Consider the following 24,670-nt stretch of genomic DNA (forward strand, 5'->3'; position numbering starts at 1 on the left):
TGGGTGGGGAGCGGGATCGATCCGGCTGTCATGCCGCCAGCTTCCTGAGCGGCACGCCCGCATCCGCCAGCAAGTCGCGATCAGGCCGCCGGCGATGACGGATCATGTCGATGCCCGGGCGCATGTCGCGGCCATTATTGGCGGCGGTCACCGCGACGACGATGCCATCGGCGTCGAGATGGAAAGCCGTGTAGCTCTTGCCGTCGCGCTCGCCACGCAGCACCGTATCAGTCGCCTCGCCGGGCAGACCCGCCACCTGCAGATTGACCCCGTGCTGGTCTGTCCAGAAGCGTGGGATGGCCTCGTAAGCCTCCTCCGCTCCGGCCATCACACGGCCGACCAGCCCGCCGTGGTCCTGGGCATGGTGCCAGGACTCAAGCTGCATGCGCCGCCCGAACAGGGGATGCCAGAAGGCGGCCACGTCGCCGGCGGCATAGACTTGCGGCAGGCTCGTCCGCCCACGCGCATCGACCACGATGCCGCCCTCGACCTGCAATCCGGCCGTCGCGGCGAGCGCCGTGTTCCGCTCCATGCCGACCCCGGCGACGACGCAGTCGGCCATCTCGACGCTGCCGTCCGCGAGGATCACGCGCTTCGTCCCATCGGCGGCGGCCTCGATCGCGGCAACGCCGACGGAAAGGCGAAGATCGACCCCCGCAGTCCGGTGCAGATCCTCCATGTATTGCGCTTCCGACGGTGTAAGGCACCGTCCCATGGCGGTGGGGCCCGCTTCGATGACCACCACATCGCGGGCGAGAGTCCGCGCACTCGATGCGATCTCCAGCCCGATGACGCCGGCGCCGATGCAGACCACCCGCGCAGCGCGCTCCAAGGCGGCGCGGATCCTGCGCGCATCGGCATAATCGCGCAGGTAAAGCACCTGATCGCCACCCGGAATGGGCAGCCGACGCGCGCGGCCGCCGGTGGCGAGCAGCAATTTGTCATAGGCGATCGCCTCCCGGCCGGCGACTTGGAGCCGCTGCGCGGCCGGGTCGATCGCCTCGACGACAGCCCCTAAGAGGAGATCGATGCCCTCGTCGCCGTAGCGTTCCGCGGCAGACAGAAAAGGGCAGGCGGGCTCGGGTGCCGTGAGAACGTCCTTGCTCAGCGGCGGTCGCTCATAGGGGCGTTCGCGCTCGGCGCCGATGAGCAGAATGCGTCCTTGAAAGCCGGCGCGCCGCATGGCGAAGGCGGCGCAGCTGCCTGCCTGTCCGGCGCCTATGATCACGTATCGATCAAGCATTTCCGTCCCGCACGACTGCATTGTTCTGTTGTGCACAATCGTTTGTGCAGGCTATGCTACCGCCTGAGCGCTTGTCAACGCTCGCCGCACCCAATCCTGCGCGTATCGCGATATGGTCATAGCGATCGCCGGTCCTCCTCTTGGAGCCGCCATGCCTATCGATCTTACCGGCAGAGACGCGCGCGTCGCCGGCCGCAGTCCCGGCATCGGGCGCAGCCCGGTGCTCTGAACGATGAAGCTTTCTCCGGAAATCCGGCGCATTTTCCTTGCCCGGTCGCTGCGCGGCATGGGCGATGGCTGCGCGGCGGTGCTGGTGCCCGTCTACCTGCTGGAACTCGGCTTCGGCCCGGGCGAGGTCGGTGCCATCAGTTCGGTCATGCTGCTCGGGGCCGCACTGATGTTGCTGCTGCTCGGCACCGCCGGCCATGCCATATCGCTCCGAACGAGCCTGGTCGTCACGAGTGGGCTCATCGTTCTGACCGGCGTCAATTTTGCCCTGTTCCAAAGCTTCGGGGCGCTGATGATTGCGGCCCTCATCGGCACCATCAATCCGTCCGGCGGCGACAACAACGTTTTCCGCCCGCTGGAACAGACCTTCATCGCGCGCGTCGTCCAGCAGTCCGGGCAGACGGCCGCCTTCGCCTATTATTCCTTCCTTGGTCTCATCGTGGCCGGTGTCGGCGCCTATCTCGCCGGCCTGCCCGACTGGCTCGCCCCCGTGGCCGAGCGGACAACGGTGGCGCGCGTCATGTTCCTCGGCTATGCGGCACTCGGGCTCGCTTCGCTCCTCATTTATCTGCGGCTCGACCGGGACTTGCCGGACAGCGGACTGCAAAAGGCCCGTCCGCTCCGAGCCTCGCGGCGGCGCGTCGGCTGGCTCACCTCGCTTCTGACCCTCGATGCGCTCGGCGGCGGGTTTCTGCTCAATTCCGTGCTGGTGCTCTGGCTCAGCCAGCGCTTTGGCGCCTCGGCCGGAACCGCCGGCACGATTTTCTTCGCGAATGCGGTCTGCTCGGCAATTTCGCTGCTCGTCGCGCCTTATGTCGCCCACCGCTTCGGCCTGGTGCGCACCATCGTCTCGACGCAGGCTCTGGCCAATGTCTTCATCGTCGCGGCCGCTTTGGCGCCGAGTCTCGAGATCGCCGCCCTCTGCCTCGTGCTGCGCAGCATGACGACCCAGATGGATGTGCCGGCCCGCGCGAGCTATCTCATGGCGATCGTCACGCCGGACGAGCGCGCAGCGGCCGCGGCCTTCGCCACCGTGCCCTTCCTGCTCGCCGCCGCCTGCGGGCCGGTTCTCGCCGGATTTCTGATGCAGATGAGCGATTTCGCCTGGCCGCTCATTATCGGCGCCGGACTGAAGATCATCTATGACGTGCTGTTTTATTGCCTCGCCGATCGCATTGCCACGCTGCCGCGCGATGGCGAGCATGTTGGAGCCGAAGAGCCCGCGCCACACCGGTAGGACGGCGACTGCACGAGAGCCGATGTCCTGCACGGCAGGCCTCATGCGCCCGGCTGGGCGGTTGCTTGCGCCGCATGGCGCGCCGCGACCTCCGGCGGCGTTTCATAATTCGGCGCAACCAGCGTCTCGGTTTCGCCCCGCCAGAAGGCCGAGGCATTGCGCAGGTAACGCAGGCCGAGCTGCAGGATTTCACCATAGCCGCAGGTGCTGACGCCGTCCTGATAGACGGTCTTGCGCAACGAAATGTCGATCGGCCGGTCGGTCTGCAGAGCCCGCGCCAGGCGGATGGACGGATCGTCCGCGTTATAGAACGTGGTGCGGACGCCGTAGGCCTCGATCTTCGCGGGATCCGGGCGCTGATAGACGCTCACCCAGAGATCCACGTCGAGATAATAGGGCTGGACGCGCTCGAAGAGATTATCGAGCCATTCCTCCATATTGGCGCTGTCGGGCTTCAGCGTATGCGCCGAAAGAAGCGAGCGCTGGAACATGGCCCGAATGACGGCCTCGAAGCCCCGGCCCGCATCGCTCACCTCGGCCATGAAGAACTGATTGAACGGATTGGCCTGACCCTGCAGATAGACTTCGCGAAAGACTTCCGCGTCGAAATAGGCCGAGACCTCTTGCGTGCGGGCGATCTGCTCGTCCCGCCGGCTGATCGCATCGGGCGTCTTCTGCATCACCGCCTGCATGATGTTCCAGTCGGCGCCGACCGCCGCGGACAGGATCGGCTTCATCGCGCCGTCGCAGGCCTGGTGGATGAGCCCGCCGAGCACGAAGGCGAGATTCCGCTCATATTTGCCCGAACGGCCGACCCCGGCCCAATGCTCGCGCGCGCTCCGCAATATCGGCTCCATCCAGGTCTTGCCACCGAAAGACAAGGTGCCGAGCCGCGCGAAATCCTGACCATATTCGATGACCGCGCGGAACTCCGGCGCGATCGTCGCGTCCAGGAGGGCAAGCCGCCGGCAGTCGTCGAAGGATGCAAAATGGGTGAGCATATCGGACATCATTTCCTCCCCGTCGTCGCTCCCCTTTGGCCGGCCGCCGTCCCGCGGCTCTCAGGTCAGCGACTTGTCATTGCCATGCGCATCATCGATCGAGCCGATAGAGGCTGCGCGCGTTCTCGTTGAAGATCTTAGCCCGCTCAGTCGGGCTCATGCTGAACGGGAAAGCATAGCGCATGTCGTCGAAGTCCCAGTGCGGGTAGTCGCTCGAATAGACGAGGCGATCCCAGCCGATCCAGTCGAAGGTCTTGCGCATATGCTCGGGATCCTCGACCTCCTCCATCGGCTGGGTGCTGAACCAGAAATGCTCGCGGATAATCTCCGACGGCGGGCGCCTGACCTGCGGAACCTCAGATCGGAGCCGACGCCACAAGCTGTCGAGCCGCCAGGCGAGCGCCGGGACCCAGGTGAATCCCCCCTCGATCAGCACCACGCGCAGATCAGGGAATTCCTCGAACACGCCCTCCATCACCATGCTGGTGATGAGCGACTGCATGCCGAGCGCCAGGAGATGATGCTGTTCGGCGTAGTAGGAGCACCAGCCGCCCCCCGGCACCGGCGCATGGCCGGCAAGGCCGCTGCTGTGGATGCCGAGCGGCATGCCGGTTTCGACGATCGCCGCATAGATCGGCCAGTAGCGCCGGCGGCCCAAGGGCTCCAGGCACCGCGAGGGCACCGACACCTGGGCGAAGTCGCGATTGCCCCCGTGCCGGCGGATTTCGGCGACGGCGCTCTCGGCATCCTCCTGCGCCACCACCAGCGAGCCCTTCAGGCGCTTGTCGCGCCCGGTCCACTCGGCGAGTTGCCATTCGTTGACGGCCTCGCACAGGGCCGCACCATAGAGCACGTTGCGCTGGTTGCTGCCGCTCGGCGCGAGCACCTGCAGGATGCCGTATTCGACATTGAAAGGGTCCAGCATCTGCTGCTGCATGAAGGCGAGATCCGAACCGGGGGGTGATCCATCCGGCGGAAAGGCATCACGCCGCGAGATATAGGGCGCGATCTTCGGATAGATGTCGCCCTGCGAAAACGGCTGCCTGAGCCCATTGCCGTAGACGTCGAAATGCTCATGCCACTCTTTGGCCAGGTATGTCTTGATGTCGCCCGGCTTGCGCAGCAGCGGGTGAATGTCGCAGTCGATGATCGCGTTCGTGCGCGTCGCGGTCGTCGATGGCTGCATCTGGACATTCATGGTTCGTTACCCTCTCCCGGTATGTGGTGGCCCCGGCAGGCGCCGGCTGATTGTCATTGCTCTTTGCCTGCCGGAGCGCACTCCCTCACCCTCGTTCTATGGCACTGCGCCCCGCGCTGCGGATGCGGGCAATTCGTTCGGGCTGTCACTGAGTTCGAGCATCATCAAGGGCGCGTGCTGCTGGGCGCCATAGACATCGCTGTCCCCGAGATCGCCGGACCCGTGAATGCGCGGCATGGTGATCTTGATCGCGCGCACCTGGGGATAGGCAATCACCGAAACATCTTCCGGCCGAACCTTGTAGAGCGCCGCAATCGTCGCCGGGCTCATCTCCGGGCTCTGCACGACGCGCTGATAATCGGCCTCACTCTTCAGCATCACATCAATGGTAAGCACGAAGGCGCCGGCATTTTTCGAACGTAACGTATGCGCATAGGCGCTGAGCATCGCCATGAATATCAGTTCCTGATGTCGATCATCGTGATCGGGAAGATTTCGAGCGGGTCGTCGAGCTCCATCGTGTGCCACACGGAAAAGCGATAGGCCGGGCCGACCGCGACGTCCGACGGAGCAAAAGGAAAGGCGAGATTGCCCGCGGTGCACATGCGGCCTTCGAACTCGGTATGCATGGCGATGTAGCGCGCCTTCGCGAGAACCGCCGATGCCTCGGCCGGCGTCTTTGCAACGACGTCCAGCAGCAGTCCGATCTCATGCGGCGGGGTGGTTGCCATCTCTCGCGGACCGAGCACGGCATCGAGGCCGTAGCGTCGGATGGTCAATGTGTAGCTGTCGCTCGCAATGCCGAGATTGACGGCCTCCGCGCTCACCCGATCCTTGATCTGCTGGGTGAAGGCATCGATGCGGCTGATCAGGACGGGATCGCGGGTCGCGCCGAGGCTGATGGCGCGATAACCGCTGAGGGCGACGCCTTCGAGCTTCACCGTATACCGGTCGGCTGGCCGGAATTGGGTGCCCCAAACCCGCACGGCACGGTCGTCCACCGCCTCATAGGACGATGTGCGCGTATCGACCATCCCCGCCGGTTCCATGAACTCGTAGGGTGAGGGGTTCTCATAGAGTGTGTGCGCCGCCACGCTGTCGGGCGTGCAGCGCTTGTCGGGATGCGCCGGTTCGACGACGAAATGATCCTGGCGCAGGACACCGATGACGCAGTCCTGCCCCGTCTTCGGTCTTACGATGACGGCGCCGCATTCCATGGTCTTGCCGAGATGCCAGGCGAGCCCGGAGTCGAAATCGCGCATCAGGGGAAACGCCGCATAAAGCGCGCTGTCGCTGCAACGCCCCGCGAGCACCACGTCGGCGCCGTCGGCCAGCGCCTTCTGCAAGGGCTCCGCCCCCATCATGGCGACGATCCGGCTGCTGCTCGTGACGGCGGCTTCCTCAAGTTCCTTGAGCGGCCAGAGCGGCGCCGTCCGGCCGGCGCGCAGGCGCTGCAGGATGAGATCGGTCGGTGGTTCCGCGTCGATGACGGCGAGCCGGAACGACAGCCCTTCGGCAGCGGCGATCTTTTCGATGATGGAGCGGGTCAGCGCCACATGCGGCTTGCCTCCGCCACCGCCGGCCGAGCCGATGATCACCGGTACATTGTGGGCCCGCGCGCCTTTCAGCACGATACGTAGATCGCGCTCGAGCGCCTCCGGCGATACGAAGGGCTCACCGGCGCCGAGATAATAGGGGCCGGGGTCCATGGAGCCCGCATCGCTCGCGATGACGTCGAGGCCCATGGCCAGTCCGCGATTGAATGCGACTTCGGTGAAACCGTAGCCGAGGCAACCGGTGACGGCGAGGAGTCGGATTTCCTGTCTATCCACCATCCATGTCCTTCGATACGCATAGTCTCAGAAGTTTTCCAAAGGTCTGCGACGTCGTAAGCCGTTGTTCCGCGCACAGGCGCCCGGCCCGGCGTCGTCGCCGGCCGAGAAGGCTCGTTTGCAAGACGGCCCGGTTGCAATCCGGCCCAGATATTCGGGCCGGCTTTCCTGTCGCGGTTGCCCGCTACTGCAACAACCACAGCTTGTGGCGGGGCGCGACTTCGCCGAGATGCTGACCCCACCAGCTCGGCATGCCCCAGGCGACCTTCGGATTGTCAGGGTTCGGCAGCTTTGCCTTCGACGACTCGGGAAGCCGGTCGAGCGTCGGCCGATCGAGCGGGCCGAAGCCGATTGCCTTGGTGAAATAGGCCGCACCGGAATCTGGATTGCTGACGAAGCGGTTAATCAGCGTCGTGCAGTGGTCGGCCTGGGTCGTGCCCTTCATGATGCCGAGGTCCTGCGGGCCGGCGAAGGGGAACTCGTAGAGGAAGCCAAGCGGCACACCAGCCGCCAGTGAAGCCTCGATGCGTCCGCTCGACGTGAAGGCATAGTCGACCTCCTGTCGCTGCAAAAGCTCGATGCTTTTGGCCGAGTCGTCCATCCACACCTGCACATGAGACTTCAATTTATCGAGCGAGGCATAGGCGCGGTCCACGTCGAGCGGATAAAGCTTGGCGGGCGCGACCCCATCGGCCAAAAGCGCTACTTCCATCGTGTCGCTCGGACGGCTCAGCATCGCGCGACGGCCGGGAAAGGCTTTGACGTCCCAATATTCCGCCCAGGAGGTGGGCAGCGGCTTTCCTTTGTGGGCTTCGGCGTGATAGCCCATGCCCAGCAGATAGTATTGAAAGGCGATTGCGTGTTCGGTCGCCCATTGCGGCTGCATGTAGTTGGTGAGGTCGAGCTTGCTCTTGTCGAGGGGCACCAGATAGCCGGCGAGCCCCGCCGCCTCCACTGGGCCGCCCTGGTCGCAGACCACATCGAATTCCAGATTTCCGGCGACCTGCATCGCCTTCATCTTTGAGAGATCTTTCTGGCCGATATAGCGGCGGACCTCGACGCCCGTTTCCTTGGAGAACGGCTTGAGAAAGGCCTCCTCGCGCGCGTCGCCATAGAAACCGCCGTCGTCTGCGAAGCGAATGACCGCCGAGGCCTGCGCCTTGCCCTCGGTGCTGATGATCGGACCAGCGGCCAGCGCTACAGCTGTTGCGCCGGCGCTTTGCAGAAGCGATCGGCGCGTAATCAAGTCGGACGCCTGCTTCGGCTTTTTGCCGATGAGCCTCTTTGCCATGGTGTTCCTCCTGTTGTGTTCTTGTTGTTCTGCGGTCGCCTCATCGGCGCCGATGTTCTTGCAAGCGGCAACGGTCCGAGAACCGGTCTCGCCCACCGACATCAATCTCTCGATGATGACCCCGCCGCTTGAACCGTCAAACGAATTGTGCTCCTGTGAAGTGAGAATTTCTCAACATAGAGAAACGCCCTTGAAGCTTCCCCCGCTAAACTCGGTCAGAACTTTCGAGGTCGCGGGCCGCCTGGGCAGCTTTTTTCGCGCGGCCGAGGAGTTGAATGTCACGCCCGGTGCGGTCAGCAAACAGATCGCGTTGCTCGAAGATTTCGTCGGCACCGACTTGTTCGAACGCATGCGCAAACCGGTGCGGCTGACGGCAGCGGGCGAAGCTTATCTCGCATCGGTACGACGAGCGCTCGCGATCATCGAGGAATCGACACGCGAAATCCAGATGGACGAGGCGGACAAGCCGCTTCACATCTGGAGCTCCAGGTTCTTCATGCAGAAGTGGCTCGTCCCGAAACTGGCATCCTTTCAGGCCGCCAATCCAAATCTGGAGGTCGTGATCACCACAGGTCTGTCGAGCGAGCCGATGCCGGCGGAGGCCGATATCGGCATCCGTTTCGGAAGCGGGCCTTGGGCCGGCTTCAAGGCGCATGCGCTCATCGGCATGCGTCTCATTCCCGTCTGCAGCCCGCGTTACCTCGCCTCGCATCCGCCGCTCGATGCACCGGCGGCCTTGGCCAGGCATACGCTCCTGCAGAACCTCTACCGACCGAATGATTGGGGCGACTGGCTGCGCCACGCCGGCGTGCCGAGCCTGCCGATCACCAACAGGATCAGCTTCGAGAGCAGCCTCGCCGCCTATAGCGCGGCGATGGAAGGCCTCGGCGTGGCCCTCGGCCGATGCGGCTTCATCGAGGATGATCTTGCTGCCGGCCGGCTCGTCACGCCGCTCCCCATGGTCGCGGAAACGGAGGGGGCCTTTCACCTCGTCTATCGCGACCGGGCACGGCAACCACTACGCCTTGCCCGTTTCCGCCGCTGGATCCTCGACGAGATCGCTAACGGCCCGGCCCGGGCCAAGGCGGAGCAAGCATGACGCGCAGGATTGTTCGCAGCACAGCCCTGCCAGCCCCATCGGTTATCGGCGTGCGCCGATCGCGGCCAGGACGAAATCGATCTGCTGGTCGAGGGTAGGAGTCGGGATTTCCCCGCATTGCCGCAGGACCATCGGATTGCAGAAGCGCATCATGGCGGCGCGGATACAGGGGCCGGCCACCTCCGGGCTGGTCGCGGTGAACTCGCCAGCCGCGATGCCCTGGCGGACGAGCTCCGTCAGGATGCCATCCATGCGCTCGATATGCGCACGGACCACCCCCCAACTTTCGGCCATGGCCACCTCGACCATCTCGTAGATTTTGGCGTCCGCGTCACCGTATTCCGCGACGGTGCTGTGCATGGTCGCGAGCAGGTCGCGCATCCGCTGGGTCGCCGATCCCTCGCCGGCGGCGATAGCCGCCAGGGCGGCGTCGATCTCCGCCACGCAGCGCTCCGCCACGGCCTCGTTGATCGCCTTCTTGGAGGAGAAGAAGCGATAGACATTGGCCGGGCTCATGGCGAGTGCCTTGGCAATGTCGGCGACAGTCGTCTTCCGATAGCCGATATCGCGGAACAGGCGCTCGGCAGCGGAGAGGATGCGGCAGCGCGTGTCGCTGGAAGCGCGTTCGAGCATGGACCAAATCATTCTGAGAACTTGAGTTTTATAGATATGAGCCGATCCGTCATTCGTCAAATGACCAAGCCGTCATTCGGCCGCTATCGCCATCCCCGGTGGCAGTGAAGCGGGCGCCGTTTCATCCGGCGTGGTCTCTCCCGCGCCCTTCTCGTCGAGGCGCTTGCGGAACCACAACGCATAGAGCCCGGGCAGGAAGAGCAGCGTGAGGAAGGTCGCGACGAACAGCCCGCCCATGATGGTGATCGCCATCGGCCCCCAGAAGGCTGAACGCGACAGGGGAACCATGGCGAGGATGGCTGCGAGCGCCGTCAGGATCACGGGCCGCGCGCGCCGCACCGTCGCCTCCACGATGGCCTCGCGGCGGCTGAGGCCATGGGTGACGTCGGCCTCGATCTGATCGACGAGAATAACGGCATTGCGCATGATCATGCCGGCGAGCGCGATGAGGCCGAGAAGCGCCACGAAGCCGAAGGGCGCATTCGCCACATTGAGGCCGAGAGAGGCACCGACGATGCCGAGCGGCGCCGTGAGGAAGACCAGAACGAGCCGCGAGAAGTTCTGCAGCTGGATCATCAGGATGGTCAGCATGGCGATGACCATGAGCGGGAAGAGCACGAAGATCGAGGCATTGCCCTTCTCCGATTCTTCCACCGCGCCGCCGATCTCCAGCCGGTAGCCGGGCGCCAGAGTCTGCCTGATGCCTTCGAGCTGCGGCCAGATCTGGTTGGTCACGTCCGGCGGCTGCACGCCGTCGACGACATCCGCGCGCACGGTGATCGCCATGTCGCGGTTGCGCCGCCAGAGGATCGGCTCCTCGTGGCCATAGGCGATCTTCGCCACCTGCGAGAGCGGCACGGGCGTGCCGTTGCGGGTGGTGATGGTGAGGTCGCCGATGCGGCCGAGATCGAGACGCTCGGCCGGCACGGCCCGGGCGACCACGTCGACCTTTTCGGTGCCGTCGCGCACCGTCGTCACGGGGAGGCCGGAGATCAGTGTCTGCAGCGATCCGGCGACATCCTGGGGCGTGAGTCCCAGCGTGCGGGCCCGCTCCTGGTCCACGACGAGCTCGACGGAGGGCATCCGCTCGTTCCAGTCGAGATGCGGGTCGATGGTATTGGGGTTCGCCCGCATCACCTCGCGCAGCTTATAGGCGATGTCGCGCACGGTGTTCGGGTCGGGGCCGACCACGCGGAACTGAACGGGGAACCCGACGGGCGGGCCGAAATTGAAGCGGTCGACACGGACACGCGCCTCGGCGAGCGCGCCATCCGCAACGGCCTTCTCGAGCCGGGCCTTGATGCGCTCGCGCGCCTCCACGTCCTTCGCCACGACGACGATCTCGGCGAAGGCCTCGTTCGGCAGCTGCGGATTGAGGCCGAGCCAGAAGCGCGGCGAACCCTGTCCCACATAGGTGGTGTATGTCGCGATATCCGGATCGTCGCCGAGGAGGCGCTCCGCCTTCTTTGCCGTCTCGGCCGTCACGCCGATCGCGGTGCCTTCGGGCAGGCGCATCTGGAAGAACAGCTCCGGGCGTTCCGAGAGGGGGAAGAACTGCTGCTGCACGCGGCCGAAGGCGACGATCGAGGCGGCGAAGACGAGCACGGTGGCGATCACCGTGAGGCCGCGCCGGCGCACGCACCAGGTGATGATGCGGCGCAGCACCTCATAGGGCCGCGTATGGTAGATGGCGTTCGGGTCCGCATGGGCTTTATGGCCCTTCTTCTTCGCGAAATCGGGCAGGAGCTTCATGCCCAGATAAGGCGTGAAGATCACCGCCACGAACCATGAGGCGACGAGCGCGATCGCCACCACCCAGAAGATGCCGCCGGCATATTCGCCGACCGAAGAATTGGCGAAGCCGATGGGCAGGAACCCGGCCGCGGTGACCAGCGTGCCGGTGAGCATGGGAAAGGCGGTCGATTCCCAGGCGAAGGACGCGGCCTTCATGCGATCCCAGCCTTGCTCCATCTTCACCACCATCATCTCGACGGCGATGATGGCGTCGTCGACCAGAAGGCCGAGGGCGATGATCAGGGCGCCCAGCGTGATGCGGTGCAGGTCGAGCCCGATCGCATTCATGACGATGAAGACAATGGCGAGCACGAGCGGAACCGAAAGCGCGACGACGATGCCCGTGCGCCAGCCGAGCGACAGGAAGGAGACGAAGAGCACGATGGCGAGCGCTTCGGCGAAGGAGCGCACGAATTCACCCACCGCATGATCGACGACGAGCGGCTGATCGGCGATCTGGTCGATGTCGATGCCGAGAGGCAGGGCAGCCGTAAAGGTCGCGAGCGACGTTTCCAGCTCTTTGCCGACCGTCAGGATATTGGCGCCCTTGGCGATGACGACGCCGACACCGAGCGCCGGCTTGCCCTTCTGGCGCACGAGAAAATCGGGCGGGTCGACGAAACCGCGGGTGACTGTCGCGATATCGCCGAGCCGGAAGACGCGCCCGTTCGCCTCGACCGGGGTTTCGGCCACCGCCTGCGCGCCATCGAGCGCGCCGGTGACGCGCAGCGGCACGCGCTGGGCGCTCGTCTCGACCGTGCCCGCCGCGACGACCGCATTCTGCTTGGCAAGCGAGTCGAACAGGGCCTGCGGCGCGATGCCGAGGGTTGCGAGCTTGGCATGCGAGAATTCGACGTAGATCTTCTCGTCCTGCACGCCGTAGAGATTGACCTTGGTGACGTTCGGCACCTTGAGAAGATGCTGGCGCAGCGCCTCCGCGACACGCTTCAACTGAGCGTAATCGGCGCCCTCGCCAGTGATCATGTAGAGGAGGGAATCGACGTCCCCATATTCGTCGTTGACATTCGGCCCGAGCAGACCCGCCGGAAGGTCGCTGCGCAGGTCGGAGAGCTTCTTGCGCAGCTGATAGAAGAGTTCCGGCACGTCCTTTGCCGGCGTATTGTCTTTGAAGCTCACCTGCATCGCCGTGAAGGAGGGCTTCGTATAGGTCTGTACCCTGTCGAAATAGGGCAGTTCCTGAAGCTTCTTCTCGATCGGATCGGCGACCTGATCCTGCATCTCCTGCGCGGTTGCGCCGGGCCAGATGGCGGTGACCACCGCCACCTTGATGGTGAAGGAGGGGTCCTCCGCCCGGCCGAGCTTGAGATAGGAAAAGGTGCCGCCGACGGCGAGCGCGACGATGAAGAAGAGCACGAGGGCCGGATGCGTCACCGCCCAGTGCGAAAGGTTAAACCGGCGCATCGTCTTCGCCTCGCGTTCGAACTGCGATCAGAAAGTCAGGGCCTGGACGGTCTTGACGTGGTCCTTGGGGTCGAGCTTCTGCACGCCGAGGGCCACGACGCGCTCGCCCTCTTCGACGCCGCCGGTGACGAGCACGTCGCGGCTGTCATAGGCCTTCACGGTCACCGGCTTGAGCGCCAAGGCGCCGGTCTTCTCGTCCACCGACCAGAGGGCGGGACCCTGCCCCTGATCGAAAAGCGCCGAGAGCGGCAGCCGGGCGACGCGTTCCTCGCCGGGCTCGGCGAGCGTCAAGGTCGCGGTCATGCCGAGCGCCACCTCCTCCCCGGCATCGGGCAGCGAAAAGCGGGCGAGATAGGTGCGCGTCGCGGGGTCGGCAGCAGGGGCGAGCTCGCGCAACTGCGCCGTATAGCGCTTGTCTGCATTCGACCACAGCGTCACCGTCGCGGTGCCGCTGCGGGCGCGCTCCACCAGCGCTTCAGGGATGGCGACGACCGCCTCCTTGGCATCGAGCCGCGCCACGCGGATCGCCGCCTGTCCGGGCGCAACAACCTGGCCGGGCTCGATCATCGTCGCCGTGACGACGCCGGCGGTATCCGCCGCGAGGGTCGCATAGGAAAGGTTGTTGCGGGCGAGTTCGAGCGCGCGCTGGGCATGGGTCAAGCGTCCACGCGCCTCCTCGGCTGCCGCCTTCTGCCGATCGTAGGTCGCATCCGTCGACCAGCCCTTCTTGATTAGTTCGGCGCCGCGGCGCTCGTCGGCGGCAGCCTGTGCCAGCGCAGTGGTCGCGGCACGCTGCTCGGCTTCCGCCTGGTCGACCTGAAGCCTCAAGTCCGTGTCGTCGAGTGCGGCGAGTGGCTGGCCGGCGCCGACGCGCTCGCCGACATCGACGAGCCGGCGCGCCACCTTGCCTGAGACGCGGAAGCCGAGATCGCTCTCGATCCGCGGGCGAATGCTGGCAACGAAGCTGCGCTCGGGCGAAAGCCGCTCAAAGTGAACGGTCGCGACCAGAACCGGACGGTCCGGCCGTGGGGCTTTCTCGGCCGATTGCGTGTCGCAGGCCGCGAGCATGGCCGGCAGGATCAGCGCCAGGATCAGCCGGCCGATGGAAGATAGGGGACGTGGGGAGGCATGGCTGGTGCTCATCGGACGCCCTCTCAAAGTGACCCGTCAGGCGCGCAAGAGCGGCCGAACGCGGGGTCACCGTATGTGACGACTGATGAATGTCAATTTTTATCACTGCACACGCCAGCGCGCGGCACGCGGGATGGAGTCGGGCTGTGCGTCAGCGCACCTCGGCGTCGCGGGCCTAACAGCCGAACGAGTGAGTGGTGTGGCTTGTCCCGCGGACGTTATGCGGGCGCGCGCACCAGGCAGGCGATCTCCGTGCCGGTCGGGCCCGTGACGAGCCGCGGCCGGTCGTCCGGGCAGCGGTCGATGCGGATCGGGCAGCGGCCGACGAAGGGGCAGCCTTTGGGCGCGGCGAGCGGGCTCGGCAATTCGCCCGACAGGATAATCTTCGGCCGGCTGCGCTGCACGACAGGATCCGGCAGCGGAATGGCCGAGAGGAGCGCCTCGGTATAGGGGTGGCCGGGCGCGGCAAAGAGGGCATCGGTCGGGCCACGCTCGACGATGGTGCCGAGATACATGACCGCGACTTCGTCCGCCACGTGCCGCACCACGGAGAGGTCATGCGAGATGAAGAGATAGGCGAGGCCGAGCTCCTGCTGCAGGCGCATCAGGAGATTGAGGATCTGCGAGCGGATGGAGACGTCGAGCGCCGAGACCGGCTCGTCGCAGACGAGGAGCTTCGGCTGAAGCGCCAGCGCGCGGGCAATGACGACGCGCTGGCGCTGCCCGCCCGAGAGCTCGTTGGGGTAGCGGCTCGCGTGGCTTTGCGGCAGGCCCACGAGGTCGAGCAGCTCGGCCGTGCGGCGGCGCCGCTCGGCTCGCGGCACATGCCGGATGGCGAGCGGCTCGGCAATGCTGTCGCCGATCGTCATCTTCGGGTCGAGGGCGGCGCTCGGGTCCTGGAAGACGATCTGCATGTCGCCCGCGAGCTTGCGCCGCTCCTCGGAGCTCGCCCGGGTGATGTCGCGGCCGTCGAAAAGGACCTGTCCGCCCGTCGCCTGCACCAAACCTAATATGGCGTAGGCCGTCGTCGACTTGCCGCAGCCGGATTCGCCGACGAGCGCCACCGTGCGCCCGGCCGGCACGGTGAGCGCCACGCCGTCCACCGCCTTCACGACCTGCGGTGCCGCGCGCGAGGCACCGCGCACCGGGAAATGCACCTTGAGATCGGTTACGGAAAGGAGCGGCTCGCTCATGCCACCTCCCGGATGCGGTCGACATGCCAGCAGGCACTGCGATGGGCCTCGCCGGCGACCGGCGCCAGTGGCGGCACCTGCGCGCAGACCGCGTCGGCGAGGGGGCAGCGCGAGCGGAAGCGGCAGCCCTGCGGCCAGGAATGGACGTCCGGCACCATGCCCTCGATCGTGCGCAGGGCCGTCTTGCGCGCGCCGTCGAGGCGCGGAACGGTTGCGAGCAGCAGGCGCGTGTAGGGATGTGCCGGATCGCGGAAGATCGTCTCCACGGGGCCCGTCTCGACGATGCGCCCGCCGTACATGACGGCAACGCGATCGGCCATCTCGGCGACGACGCCGACGTCGTGGGTGATGAGAATGATCGCGGTGCCGGCCTCGGCGCGCAGCGTCTTCATGAGATCGAGGATCTGCGCCTGGATGGTGACGTCCAGCGCCGTCGTCGGCTCGTCGGCAATCAAGAGCGCCGGCTGGCAGACGAGGGCGGCGGCGATCATCACGCGCTGGCACATGCCGCCCGAGAGCTCGAAGGGATATTGCGTAGCGCGCCGCTCCGGGTCGGGGATGCCGACCCGGCGCAGCATGGCGATCGCCTCGCGCGCGGCCTCCGCGCCCGTCATACCGCGATGGAGCTGCAGCACCTCTGCGACCTGGGCCCCGACGCGCATCAGCGGATTGAGCGAGGCGATCGGCTCCTGGAAGATGACGGAGAGCCGATCCCCGCGCAGTCGTCGCATGCGCTCCTCATCGATCGTGGCGAGGTCGGTGCCATCGAGCAGGACGCGGCCCGCCGCGATGCGCGCCGCGCGCGGCAGCAGGCGCAGGAGCGACAGCGCGGTCAGGCTTTTGCCGCAGCCGGATTCGCCGACGACCGCCAGGATCTCGCCGCGCGCCACGTCGAAGGTCACACCGTCGACGACCGACGTGCCGCCGATCGTCACGGTGAGGTCTTGCACATCGAGGAGCGGCGCGGCGGCGTCCGTCATGCGGTTGTCCCGACAGCGACGGAGGCCCAGGGGCTCGTCGGATGCGCCATGCCGATATTGTCCTCGCCCTCGCGCAGGGCGGCGGAGGGAATCGCGAATTGCGTCGGGTAGAGCGTGTCCTCGACGATCTCGACCGGGAACTCGCGTGCCACTGCCGCGGCGACATCGGAAGCGGCCCGGGCATTGACGCGGATGGTCGGGCCGCTCGCATCGATGCGCGGCGCGTGGAAGGCCTCCTCCAGGCTCATGCCGAAATCGATCACATAGGACACGAGCTGTGTCAGCGCCGGGAAGATGGAGCGGCCGCCGGCCGCGCCGACGGCGAGCCGCTTGTCGCCGTTGGTGAGGATCAGCGGGCACATATTGGCGAGGGGGCGCGCGCCGGCCGCGATGGAATTCGGGCGGCCGGGCCGCGGGTCGAACCACATCACGCCGTTATTCATGACGAGGCCGGCATTGGGCAGCACGACCTTGGAGCCGAAGCGCGAGAGCAGCGTATTGGTCAGCGACACCATCGTGCCGTTCTTGTCGACGACGCTGATATGCGTCGTGCAGCTCGGCTCCTTGGAGCCGGCATGGCCCATCGTCCGGAGCCGCCGGTCATAGGCCTGGCGGATGGCGCGGGCAAAGCCGAGGGCCGCCTCGCCCGGCGCGCGGCGGCCGAAATCGGCGTCGCGCGTGAGCGCGCCGAGCGCATCGAGGAAGCTCGGGCCGCCGCTGAGCCCCGGAATGGCATTCACTTCCCAGCCGCGATAGTCGCCCTTCAGCGGCGCATACCATTCCGGCCGGTAGCGGGCGAGATCCTCGCGGGAGATGCGCGAGCCGCCGGCTTGGAGATCGACGACCAGCATCTCGGCCACTTCGCCTTCGTAGAAATCGCGGGCGCCGGCTGCGGCGAGGCGCTTCAGCAGCCGCGCCTTGGCCGGCATGGGCCGGCGGCGGGGCTCGCCGCGCTCGGCGGCACGCGGCGCCAGGCCGTTGTCCAGGAAGAGCGCGGCGGTCGCCGGGAACTGGGCAAGCTCGCTCGCCTCGATGCCGATGCACAGCGAAGCATACCAATCGATTTCAAGGCCGCGCTCGGCGTGTCCGATGGCGGGCTGCAGCGCATCCGCAAAGCTCAGGGTGCCGAACCGTTCGAGCGCAGCCGACAGGCCGGCGACGGCGCCGGGCACGCAGATCGAACCATAGCCCTTGACGTTGCGCGCGCCTTCCACCGCCGGCCAATCGAACCAGTTGTCGTCGCTGCCGCCGACGAGCGGGTAGTCGGCCGGATCGAGAGCGCTCGCCGAGCAAAGGTTGAAGTTGAGCGTGTTCACTTCGCCCGTGCCGTCGGCATGCAGCAGGAAGCCGCCGCCGCCGATGCCGGAAAGCCAGGGCTCGACCACGCTGAGGACGAGGGCCGTGACCACGGCCGCGTCCATGGCATTGCCGCCGCGGGCGAGCACGGCCGCGCCGGCTTCAGCCGCATGGCGGTTCTGCGCGGCGACGAGGCCGTGGCGCGTGCGAACGGCCGGTTTGCGCAAGGTCCAGGTCTGCATCAGGTCCTCCGAATCCATGTGGCGCCACGGTTCCCCTTCTCCCCGCCTGCGGGGAGAGGACGGCTTTGCGGGTGCGAAGCGCCCGCACGCCGGGTGAGGGGGAATCTGAGCCTCGCCTCGATCATCAATGACACAGCGCCGCGGCCCCTCACCCTAACCCTCTCCCCGCGAGCGGGGAGAGGGGACGTGGGCCCGGCGAGGGCCGATCGAGGGGGGCGTTTCGACCGGCACGGCGAAACGTTCGGCATTGGCCGAGGCGGCGTGATGGGCGGCAATGTCACCCACCGTCGCCACCCAGACGCTCTTTTCGGCGAGGATGCGTTCGAGCAGGCGCTCCAGCATGCGGATGCGCTGCGCGCGGCCGGAGATCCAGTCGTGCACGGTCAGCATGAAGAGGCCACCGAAGCGGTGGATCACCTCCCATTCGTCGAGCCAGCCATCGAGGATGGGACCGGGCGCCATGGGCGGCCAGTTGTCGGCGCCGCCGCCGGCGAATTTGAAATAGACCGCGTCGTCGATCGTCCACTGCACAGGCACCTCGGGCACCCCGCCGATGGTATAGGGATGATCGAAGCCCATCAGCGAGCTGTCATAGAGGCCGCGCCGCGCGAGCTCGGTGAGCATGCCGGGCGTCATCTCCCAGGCCGGCGAGCGAAAGCCTTTCGGGACGATACCGGTCTGCGCCTTGAAGATGGCGAGCGAGGCGTCGAGCGCCGCGACGAATTCCTCGTCGGAGGACTGGCTGACGATCTCGTGGAAATAGCCGTGCAGGCCGATCTCGTGGCCGCGTTCGACGAAGGCCGGCAAGAGCTCGGGATGGTTCTCGGCGACGACGCCAGGCACGAAGAAGCTGCCCTTGATGCCGAAGCGGTCGAGCAGATCGAGCAGGTTCCAGATGCCGGCACGCGGGCCGTAAAGGCGCTGCTCGTATTGCCCGAGGCGCCGATAGCCGGCGTCGTCGCGCAGCGTCCAGAGGAGCGGGGCCTCCGCGTCGACGTCGACGGTGAAGGCGAAGGCGCTTTGGCGGTCTTCGGGCCATTCGTAGCGGACTTGAGGAGAGGTCATCGCGCCCTCACAACGGCTTCTTCTTCGGCTGGTAGACGGCGAGCGAGCCGATGGAATTGCCGCCGTCGACGGTGAGCGTCGCGCCGGTGACATAGCTCGCGGCGCTGCTCGCCAGATAAAGCGCGGCCTGGCCGACATCGGCGGCCGACGACGGGCGCCCGAGCGGGATGGAGCCGACGGTCGCGGCGATATGCTCTTCCGTCAGGTCGCTCACCTCGCTGCCGGCGGCAAAGCCGGGTTCGAGGGCATTCACGCGGATGCCGAATTCGGCGAGCTCGATGGCGAAGCCCTTAGTCAGCCGGTCGAGCGCGGTCTTCGAGGTGCAATAGGGCACGACCGTGCGGCGCATCTTGCGCGAGGCGCCCGACGAGATGTTGATGACGCTGCCCTTGACGCGGGCCTCAATCATCTGGCGCGCGACGAGGCGCGTCAGAATGAACGGCGCCCTCAGATTAATGGAGAAGATGCGGTCCCATTCGGCGGTGTCGATGTCGAGCAGGAAACCGCTCGGATAGATGCCGGCGTTGTTGATGAGCACGTCGGCCGCGCCCCAGCGCTCGCCAATGATCCGAACGAGACTGTTGATCGAGGCCTCGTCCGTGAGGTCGGCGGTCTGCACGAAGCTGTCGCCGTCGAGGCCGAGGCGCCCGGCGAGGCCGTCGAGCACGTCGGCGCGGCGGTCCGTCAGGCAAAGCTTCGCCCCGGCGTCGCGGAAGGCCTCGGCGAGCCAGCCGCCGATGACGCCGCAGGCGCCGGTGACGATGACGCGCTTGCCGGCAAGATCACTGGAGAAATCCATTGCTGTCCTCATGTCGTACGCGGATCGAGCCGGTCGCGCAGGTCATCGCCGATGAGATTGACCGAAAGCACCAGCAGAAAGAGGCAAAGCCCGGGGAAGGTCGCGATCCACCAGGCGGTCGCGACATAGTTGCGGCCCGTGGACAGCATGGCGCCCCAGCTCGCGGTCGGCGGCTGCACCCCGAGCCCGAGGAAGGAAAGGCCCGCCTCGAAGAGCACCATGAGGCCGAATTCGAGCGTCGCAACCACCGCGATGGCGCCGAGGATGTTCGGCAGCACGTGCCGCAACAGAATCCAGATCGGCTTTGCGCCCATGAAGGCGGCGAGCCGCACATAGGGCATGGTGGCGACCGTGAGCGTCTGGCCATAGGCGACGCGGGCATAGCGCGGCCAGCGGGTGAGCGCGAGCACGAAGACCACATTGGTGAGGCCGGGGCCGAGCACGGCGACGGTGATGATGGCGAGCAGGATGGCCGGCACCGACAGGAAGACGTCGACGATGCGCATGATGATCATCTCGACCACCCCGCGGCTGTAGCCGGCGATCATGCCGAGCAGCGTGCCGACCACGCCGGAGAGAACGACCGACGAGAAGGCGACGAACAGCGACACGCGCGCGCCATAGACGAGGCGGCTGAGAAGATCGCGGCCGAGCTCGTCGCTGCCGAGGAGATAATGGACGTTGCGCGCCACCGTGCCGGGCGGCTTCAGCCGGCCGAGAAGGTTCTGCGTATAGGGATCATAGGGGGCGACGAGCGGTGCGAGGATCGCGACAAGCACGAAAACGCCCATGATCGCCAGAAAAGGCGCGACGCGCAGCAGATTGCGCCGGCGGCGGGGCGCCGCGGTGACGGTGGGAGCGACCACCGTCATGAGCGCGCCTGCCCGAGGCGGATGCGCGGGTCGACCGCGCTGTAGAGGAGGTCGGCTGCAAGATTGAGCCCGATGGTCACGAAGGAGCCGAGCAGCACGACGCCTTGGACGATCGGGAAATCGCGGGCGAGGATCGACTGCACCGTCAATTGGCCGAGGCCCGGCCAGGCGAAGACCGTCTCCACGATGACGGCACCGGCGAGCAGATTGGAAATCTCCAGCGCCGCGACGGTAATGACCGGGATGGCGGCGTTGCGCGCCAGATGGCGCATGATGAGGCGGCCCGTCGGCACGCCGCGGGCGCGGGCGGTGCGCACGTAATCCTTGCCGAGCTCGTCGAGCAGCGCCGTGCGCGTGACGCGCGCAAAGGTCGCCATGCTGAGGAGGCCGAGCGCCAGGGACGGCATGATGAGATGCGAGAGGCCGCCCGCCGAGGAGGGCGGCAGCCAGCCGAGCGTCACCGCGAAGACGAGGATGAGGAGAATGCCGCTCCAGAAGGTCGGCATGCTTTGGGCGGCGAGCACGAGGCCGGAAAGCGCGCCGGCCACGGCACTGTTGCGGAAGAGCGCCAGCGCGATGCCGACAGGGATGCCGAGCCCGCAGGCGACGACCAACGCGCCGGCCGCGAGTTCGAGCGTATAGGGCAGGCGCGAGGCGATGATGGTGGCGACCGGCACGTTCTGCACCACCGAGCGGCCGAGGTCGAAGCGCGCCATCTCGCCGAGGAAGGAGAGATATTGGACGGGCAGCGGCCGGTCGAAGCCGAGCGCATGCCGCAGCGCGTCGATATCGGCCTGCGTCGCCGTCTCCGGCACGAGCAGAAGGGTCGGATCGCCCGTCAGACGCTGCAGGAAGAAGATGAGCGTCGCGACGCCGAAGACCGTGACGATGGCCTGTCCGAGCCGGCGCAGGAGAAATGAGCTCATCGCCGCGGTCCGCCCTCAGCCATTCCAGCGCATGCGGTTCAAGAACATGCTTTCATTGGGCGTGGGCTGCCAATCGAGCTCCTTGGCCGCGCCATAGAGAATGGCCGCCTGATAGAGCGGGATGAGATAGAGGCTTTTCGCCACCGTCTCGTGCACCTGTTTGTAGAGCGCGAGGCGCTTGCCCTCGTCGAGGGTCTCGCGAGCCTCGACCAGCAGCTTGTCCAGCGCCGGGTCGCGCACGGTCGCCCAACCGCTCGAGGAATGCAGCAGCGGGAAGAGCGTGCCGTCCGCATCCTGGCAGGCGCAGGACCAGCGGCTGAAGGAGACCGTCGGCGCGGCCTCCGGCCCGCTCTGCATCCGCTTCAGCCAATTGGCCATGTCCGTCATCTCGATGGAGACAGTGAGGCCCGCATCGGCCAGCATCTGCTGGATCGCCTGCACGACGCGCTGGTCATAGACAGGCGCGGTCAGAAGCGCCATGGGCGCCTTGGCTGCCGCACCGATCTCCTGCACCAAGGCCTTGGCCTTGGCTGCATCATAGGGCGGCGCCTCGATGCCCTCGACATAGCCGAAGCTCACCGGCGCCACCAGCTCGCTCGTGGGCTTGTCATAGCCGCCGAGCACGCCATCGACGAGGCCCTGCTTATCGATGGCGGCAGCGATCGCCTGGCGCAGCTTCACATCCGTCAGCGGCGCGCGCTGCACGTTGAGCGCGAGATAGGCGACGCGCTCGGTGAGAACGGAGAGGACTTTGGCGCGCGGCGAGCTCTTCAATTGCGCCGCAAGATCGCTGTCGAGCGTCACGGCGAGGTCGGCCGTCCCCGCCTGCAGATCGGCAAGCCTGGTCGCCGCATCCGGCACGGCACGGAACACCGCCGTGGGGAATGGACCTTTTTCGCCCCAGTAAGCGTCATTGCGCAGAAGCGTGACCTGCACGCCGCGCTGCCAGCCGTCGAATTTGTAAGGCCCGCTGCCGACCGGCTTCAGATTGAAAGCATCTTTGCCGACCGCCTCGACCACATGCTTCGGCACGATGGAGAGCTTCACGAGCTGGGCGAGCAATGCGGGATAGGGACCGTCGGTCTTGAGGCGCACTGTCGTCGGATCGACGGCGGTTGCGTCGACGATTTTGTTGAACTGGCTGAGCTGCGGGCTGCCGAATTTCGGATCGGTGATCCGCTTGACCGAAAAGACGACATCGTCGGCCGTTAGCTTTTTGCCGTCATGAAAGCTGATGTCGTCGCGCAGCTTGAACTCGATTTCGGTGTCGGACAGGTATTTCCAGGAGGTCGCGACCTGCGGGATGATCTTGCCGCCGTTGTCGCGTGTAACGAGATTATCGAAGATGTTGCGATAGACGTAGTAGCTGTCCGGGTTCCACTGCACATGCGGGTCGAGCGACGACGGCTCGTTGACGAGGTCGACGACGAAGCGTTCCTTGTTCGCGAGCGCCGGCGACACGACGAGCGCGAAGGCAAAGGCCGCGCCGGCCAATGATTTCAGCAATCCCTGCATCTTCCCCTCCGTTATTGATGAACCATTCGCGGTTCCCGGCAATAGGCTTCACATCGCATTGCTGTTGTTATTGGCGGATGCGGAGCCTCTCGTCAGTCATGGTCGTCCGTGATCTCCCTTGCGGTGGTGCAAACCTCCAGATTGTCTCACTGATCCTGCCAGCCCATGCGGTTCAGGAACATGCTTTCATTGGCGGTCGGCGCCCATTTGAGCTGCTTCGTCGCGCCATAGAGAATGGCGCTCTGGTAGAGCGGCACCACGGGAACGTCGGTCGCGACGATCTCGTGCACTTGCTTGTAGAGCGCCAGGCGCTTCTTCTCGTCCAAGGTCGAGCGCGCCTCCACGAGGAGCTTGTCCACCTCCGGATTGCGGTAGGTCGACCAGGAGCTCGACGAGTGGAGCAACGGAAAGGCGATGCCGTCCTCATCCTGGCAGGCGCAGGACCAGCGGCCGTAGTTCATGTCGGGCGCGATGTCCGGCGAGCTTTGGGTTCGCTTCAAATAATTCGCCATGTCGCTCATCTCGATCTTCACCTTGAGGCCGACGTCGGTGAGCATCTGCTGCACGGCCTGGACGATGCGCTGATCGAAGACGGGCGCGGTGGCCAGCACGATCTCGGTATCGGCGGCGGAGCCGGCTTCCGTGACGAGCGCCTTCGCCTTCTCCGGGTCGTAGGGCAGCCCCTTGATGCCGTCGACCCAGCCGAAGACGACAGGCGTCGACAGTTCGTCCACCGGCTTGTCGTAGCCGCCGAGAATGCCGTCGACGAGACCCTGCTTGTCGATGGCATGCGCCACGGCCTGGCGCAGCTTGAGCTCCTTGAAGGGCGCACGCGACGGATTGAGCCTGAGATAGGCAACCCGCTCAGTGAGCACGGAGAGCACCTGCGCCTTGGGCGAGCCCTTCAGCTGGGCGGCAAGATCGCTGTCGAGGGTCACGGCGAGATCCGCCGTGCCTGCTTGCAGGTCGGCAAGGCGCGTCGCGGCATCCGGCACGGCCCGGAACACGGCCGTCGGAAAGGCGCCTTTCGGCCCCCAATAGGCGTCGTTGCGTTGCAGCGTGACCTGCACGCCGCGCTGCCAGCTGTCGAATCTATAAGGGCCGCTGCCGATGGGCTTCAGGTTGAAGGCATCCTTGCCGACCGCCTCCACCACGTGCTTCGGCACGATCGAGAGCTTCACGAGCTGGGCGAGCAGCGCCGGATAGGGCCCGCCGGTCTTCAGCCTGACGGTGGTCGGATCGACGGCCGTTGCCTCGATGATCTTGTTGAACTGGCCGAGTTGCGGACTGCCGAATTTCGGGTCGGTGATGCGCTTCACGCTGAAGACGACATCATCCGCCGTCAGCTTCTGGCCGTCATGAAAGGTGATGTCGTCGCGCAGCTTGAATTCGATTTCGGTATCGGAGAGATATTTCCAGGATGTGGCGACCTGCGGGACGATTTTTCCAGCGTCGTCACGCGTGACGAGATTATCGAAGATATTGCGATAGACGTAGTAGCTGTCTGGATTCCACTGCACCTGCGGGTCGAGCGACGACGGCTCGCTGACGAGATCGACGACGAAGCGGTTCTTGTCGGCGAGCGCGGGACTGCAGCCGAGGGCGAGCGCGAATGCCACGGCCGCCCATGCCTTCACGTTTTTCATGCTTCCCCTCCTTGATCACATGCGCGG

General features: G+C 66.1%; 20 protein-coding genes. 2 read left to right on the forward strand and 18 right to left on the reverse strand.

Annotated elements, in window-relative coordinates:
* Positions 1 to 28 precede the first annotated feature (28 nt).
* Positions 29 to 1,228 carry an NAD(P)/FAD-dependent oxidoreductase gene (locus ACFQU1_RS17970; RefSeq protein ID WP_378135156.1) on the reverse strand — a complete coding sequence of 400 codons (1,200 nt, stop codon included), beginning with the start codon at positions 1,226 to 1,228 and terminating at the stop codon, positions 29 to 31.
* Positions 1,229 to 1,475: 247 nt separating this feature from the next.
* Between ACFQU1_RS17970 and ACFQU1_RS17975 the strand changes: the two genes are divergently transcribed.
* On the forward strand, positions 1,476 to 2,708 hold the full coding sequence (locus ACFQU1_RS17975; protein ID WP_378135158.1) for an MFS transporter: 1,233 nt from the start codon (positions 1,476 to 1,478) through the stop codon (positions 2,706 to 2,708).
* 41 nt (positions 2,709 to 2,749) lie between these two features.
* On the opposite strand, the gene ACFQU1_RS17980 is transcribed toward ACFQU1_RS17975, so the two are convergent.
* The 5 genes from ACFQU1_RS17980 to ACFQU1_RS18000 all read right to left on the reverse strand — a co-directional run bounded on the left by ACFQU1_RS17980 (position 2,750) and on the right by ACFQU1_RS18000 (position 8,030).
* Positions 2,750 to 3,718 (reverse strand): hypothetical protein, encoded by a 969-nt coding sequence (locus ACFQU1_RS17980; RefSeq protein WP_378135160.1) that lies wholly within the window; start codon positions 3,716 to 3,718, stop codon positions 2,750 to 2,752.
* 82 nt (positions 3,719 to 3,800) lie between these two features.
* Positions 3,801 to 4,895, reverse strand: coding sequence for an amidohydrolase family protein (locus ACFQU1_RS17985; RefSeq protein ID WP_378135162.1), 1,095 nt, complete (start codon positions 4,893 to 4,895; stop codon positions 3,801 to 3,803).
* Between the two features lie 108 nt (positions 4,896 to 5,003).
* Positions 5,004 to 5,360: a DUF4387 domain-containing protein gene (locus tag ACFQU1_RS17990; protein ID WP_378135164.1), complete on the reverse strand. Its 357-nt coding sequence runs from the start codon at positions 5,358 to 5,360 to the stop codon at positions 5,004 to 5,006.
* 5 nt (positions 5,361 to 5,365) lie between these two features.
* Positions 5,366 to 6,739 carry an acyclic terpene utilization AtuA family protein gene (locus ACFQU1_RS17995; protein ID WP_378135166.1) on the reverse strand — a complete coding sequence of 458 codons (1,374 nt, stop codon included), beginning with the start codon at positions 6,737 to 6,739 and terminating at the stop codon, positions 5,366 to 5,368.
* Between the two features lie 184 nt (positions 6,740 to 6,923).
* Positions 6,924 to 8,030, reverse strand: coding sequence for an extracellular solute-binding protein (locus ACFQU1_RS18000; protein WP_378135168.1), 1,107 nt, complete (start codon positions 8,028 to 8,030; stop codon positions 6,924 to 6,926).
* Between the two features lie 190 nt (positions 8,031 to 8,220).
* On the opposite strand from ACFQU1_RS18000, the gene ACFQU1_RS18005 reads away from it, so the two are divergent.
* Positions 8,221 to 9,129, forward strand: a complete 909-nt coding sequence (locus ACFQU1_RS18005; protein WP_378135170.1) for a LysR substrate-binding domain-containing protein — start codon at positions 8,221 to 8,223, stop codon at positions 9,127 to 9,129.
* A 42-nt stretch (positions 9,130 to 9,171) separates the two neighbouring features.
* Here ACFQU1_RS18005 and ACFQU1_RS18010 read toward each other — a convergent pair whose 3' ends face one another.
* From ACFQU1_RS18010 to ACFQU1_RS18065, 12 genes are all read right to left on the reverse strand, one after another.
* Positions 9,172 to 9,762 carry a TetR/AcrR family transcriptional regulator gene (locus ACFQU1_RS18010; RefSeq protein WP_378135172.1) on the reverse strand — a complete coding sequence of 197 codons (591 nt, stop codon included), beginning with the start codon at positions 9,760 to 9,762 and terminating at the stop codon, positions 9,172 to 9,174.
* A 72-nt stretch (positions 9,763 to 9,834) separates the two neighbouring features.
* The gene (locus ACFQU1_RS18015; protein ID WP_378135174.1) at positions 9,835 to 12,978 is read right to left on the reverse strand and encodes an efflux RND transporter permease subunit; all 3,144 of its coding nucleotides are present in this window, start codon (positions 12,976 to 12,978) and stop codon (positions 9,835 to 9,837) included.
* A gap of 27 nt (positions 12,979 to 13,005) precedes the next feature.
* Entirely contained in the window at positions 13,006 to 14,121 is a 1,116-nt protein-coding gene (locus ACFQU1_RS18020) for an efflux RND transporter periplasmic adaptor subunit (RefSeq protein WP_378135176.1), read from the reverse strand.
* Between the two features lie 206 nt (positions 14,122 to 14,327).
* On the reverse strand, positions 14,328 to 15,302 hold the full coding sequence (locus ACFQU1_RS18025; RefSeq protein ID WP_378135178.1) for an ABC transporter ATP-binding protein: 975 nt from the start codon (positions 15,300 to 15,302) through the stop codon (positions 14,328 to 14,330).
* Complete coding sequence (locus ACFQU1_RS18030; RefSeq protein WP_378135180.1) at positions 15,299 to 16,282, reverse strand: ABC transporter ATP-binding protein; 984 nt, start codon at positions 16,280 to 16,282, stop codon at positions 15,299 to 15,301. The genes ACFQU1_RS18025 and ACFQU1_RS18030 overlap by 4 nt, the downstream gene beginning before the upstream one ends.
* Positions 16,279 to 17,838: a gamma-glutamyltransferase family protein gene (locus tag ACFQU1_RS18035; RefSeq protein ID WP_378135182.1), complete on the reverse strand. Its 1,560-nt coding sequence runs from the start codon at positions 17,836 to 17,838 to the stop codon at positions 16,279 to 16,281. The genes ACFQU1_RS18030 and ACFQU1_RS18035 overlap by 4 nt, the downstream gene beginning before the upstream one ends.
* A gap of 135 nt (positions 17,839 to 17,973) precedes the next feature.
* Entirely contained in the window at positions 17,974 to 18,885 is a 912-nt protein-coding gene (locus ACFQU1_RS18040; protein WP_378135184.1) for a polysaccharide deacetylase, read from the reverse strand.
* Between the two features lie 7 nt (positions 18,886 to 18,892).
* A complete protein-coding gene (locus tag ACFQU1_RS18045) occupies positions 18,893 to 19,684 on the reverse strand; it encodes an SDR family NAD(P)-dependent oxidoreductase (protein ID WP_378135186.1) in 792 nt (263 codons plus the stop codon).
* Positions 19,685 to 19,692: 8 nt separating this feature from the next.
* A complete protein-coding gene (locus ACFQU1_RS18050; RefSeq protein ID WP_378135188.1) occupies positions 19,693 to 20,556 on the reverse strand; it encodes an ABC transporter permease in 864 nt (287 codons plus the stop codon).
* Positions 20,553 to 21,482, reverse strand: a complete 930-nt coding sequence (locus ACFQU1_RS18055; RefSeq protein ID WP_378135190.1) for an ABC transporter permease — start codon at positions 21,480 to 21,482, stop codon at positions 20,553 to 20,555. The genes ACFQU1_RS18050 and ACFQU1_RS18055 overlap by 4 nt, the downstream gene beginning before the upstream one ends.
* Positions 21,483 to 21,497: 15 nt before the next feature.
* Entirely contained in the window at positions 21,498 to 22,997 is a 1,500-nt protein-coding gene (locus ACFQU1_RS18060; RefSeq protein ID WP_378135192.1) for an ABC transporter substrate-binding protein, read from the reverse strand.
* 146 nt (positions 22,998 to 23,143) lie between these two features.
* Complete coding sequence (locus ACFQU1_RS18065) at positions 23,144 to 24,643, reverse strand: ABC transporter substrate-binding protein (protein WP_378135194.1); 1,500 nt, start codon at positions 24,641 to 24,643, stop codon at positions 23,144 to 23,146.
* Between the last annotated feature and the right edge of the window lie 27 nt (positions 24,644 to 24,670).

It is taken from the genome of Chelatococcus sp. GCM10030263 (assembly GCF_042666455.1).
GTDB lineage: Bacteria > Pseudomonadota > Alphaproteobacteria > Rhizobiales > Beijerinckiaceae > Chelatococcus.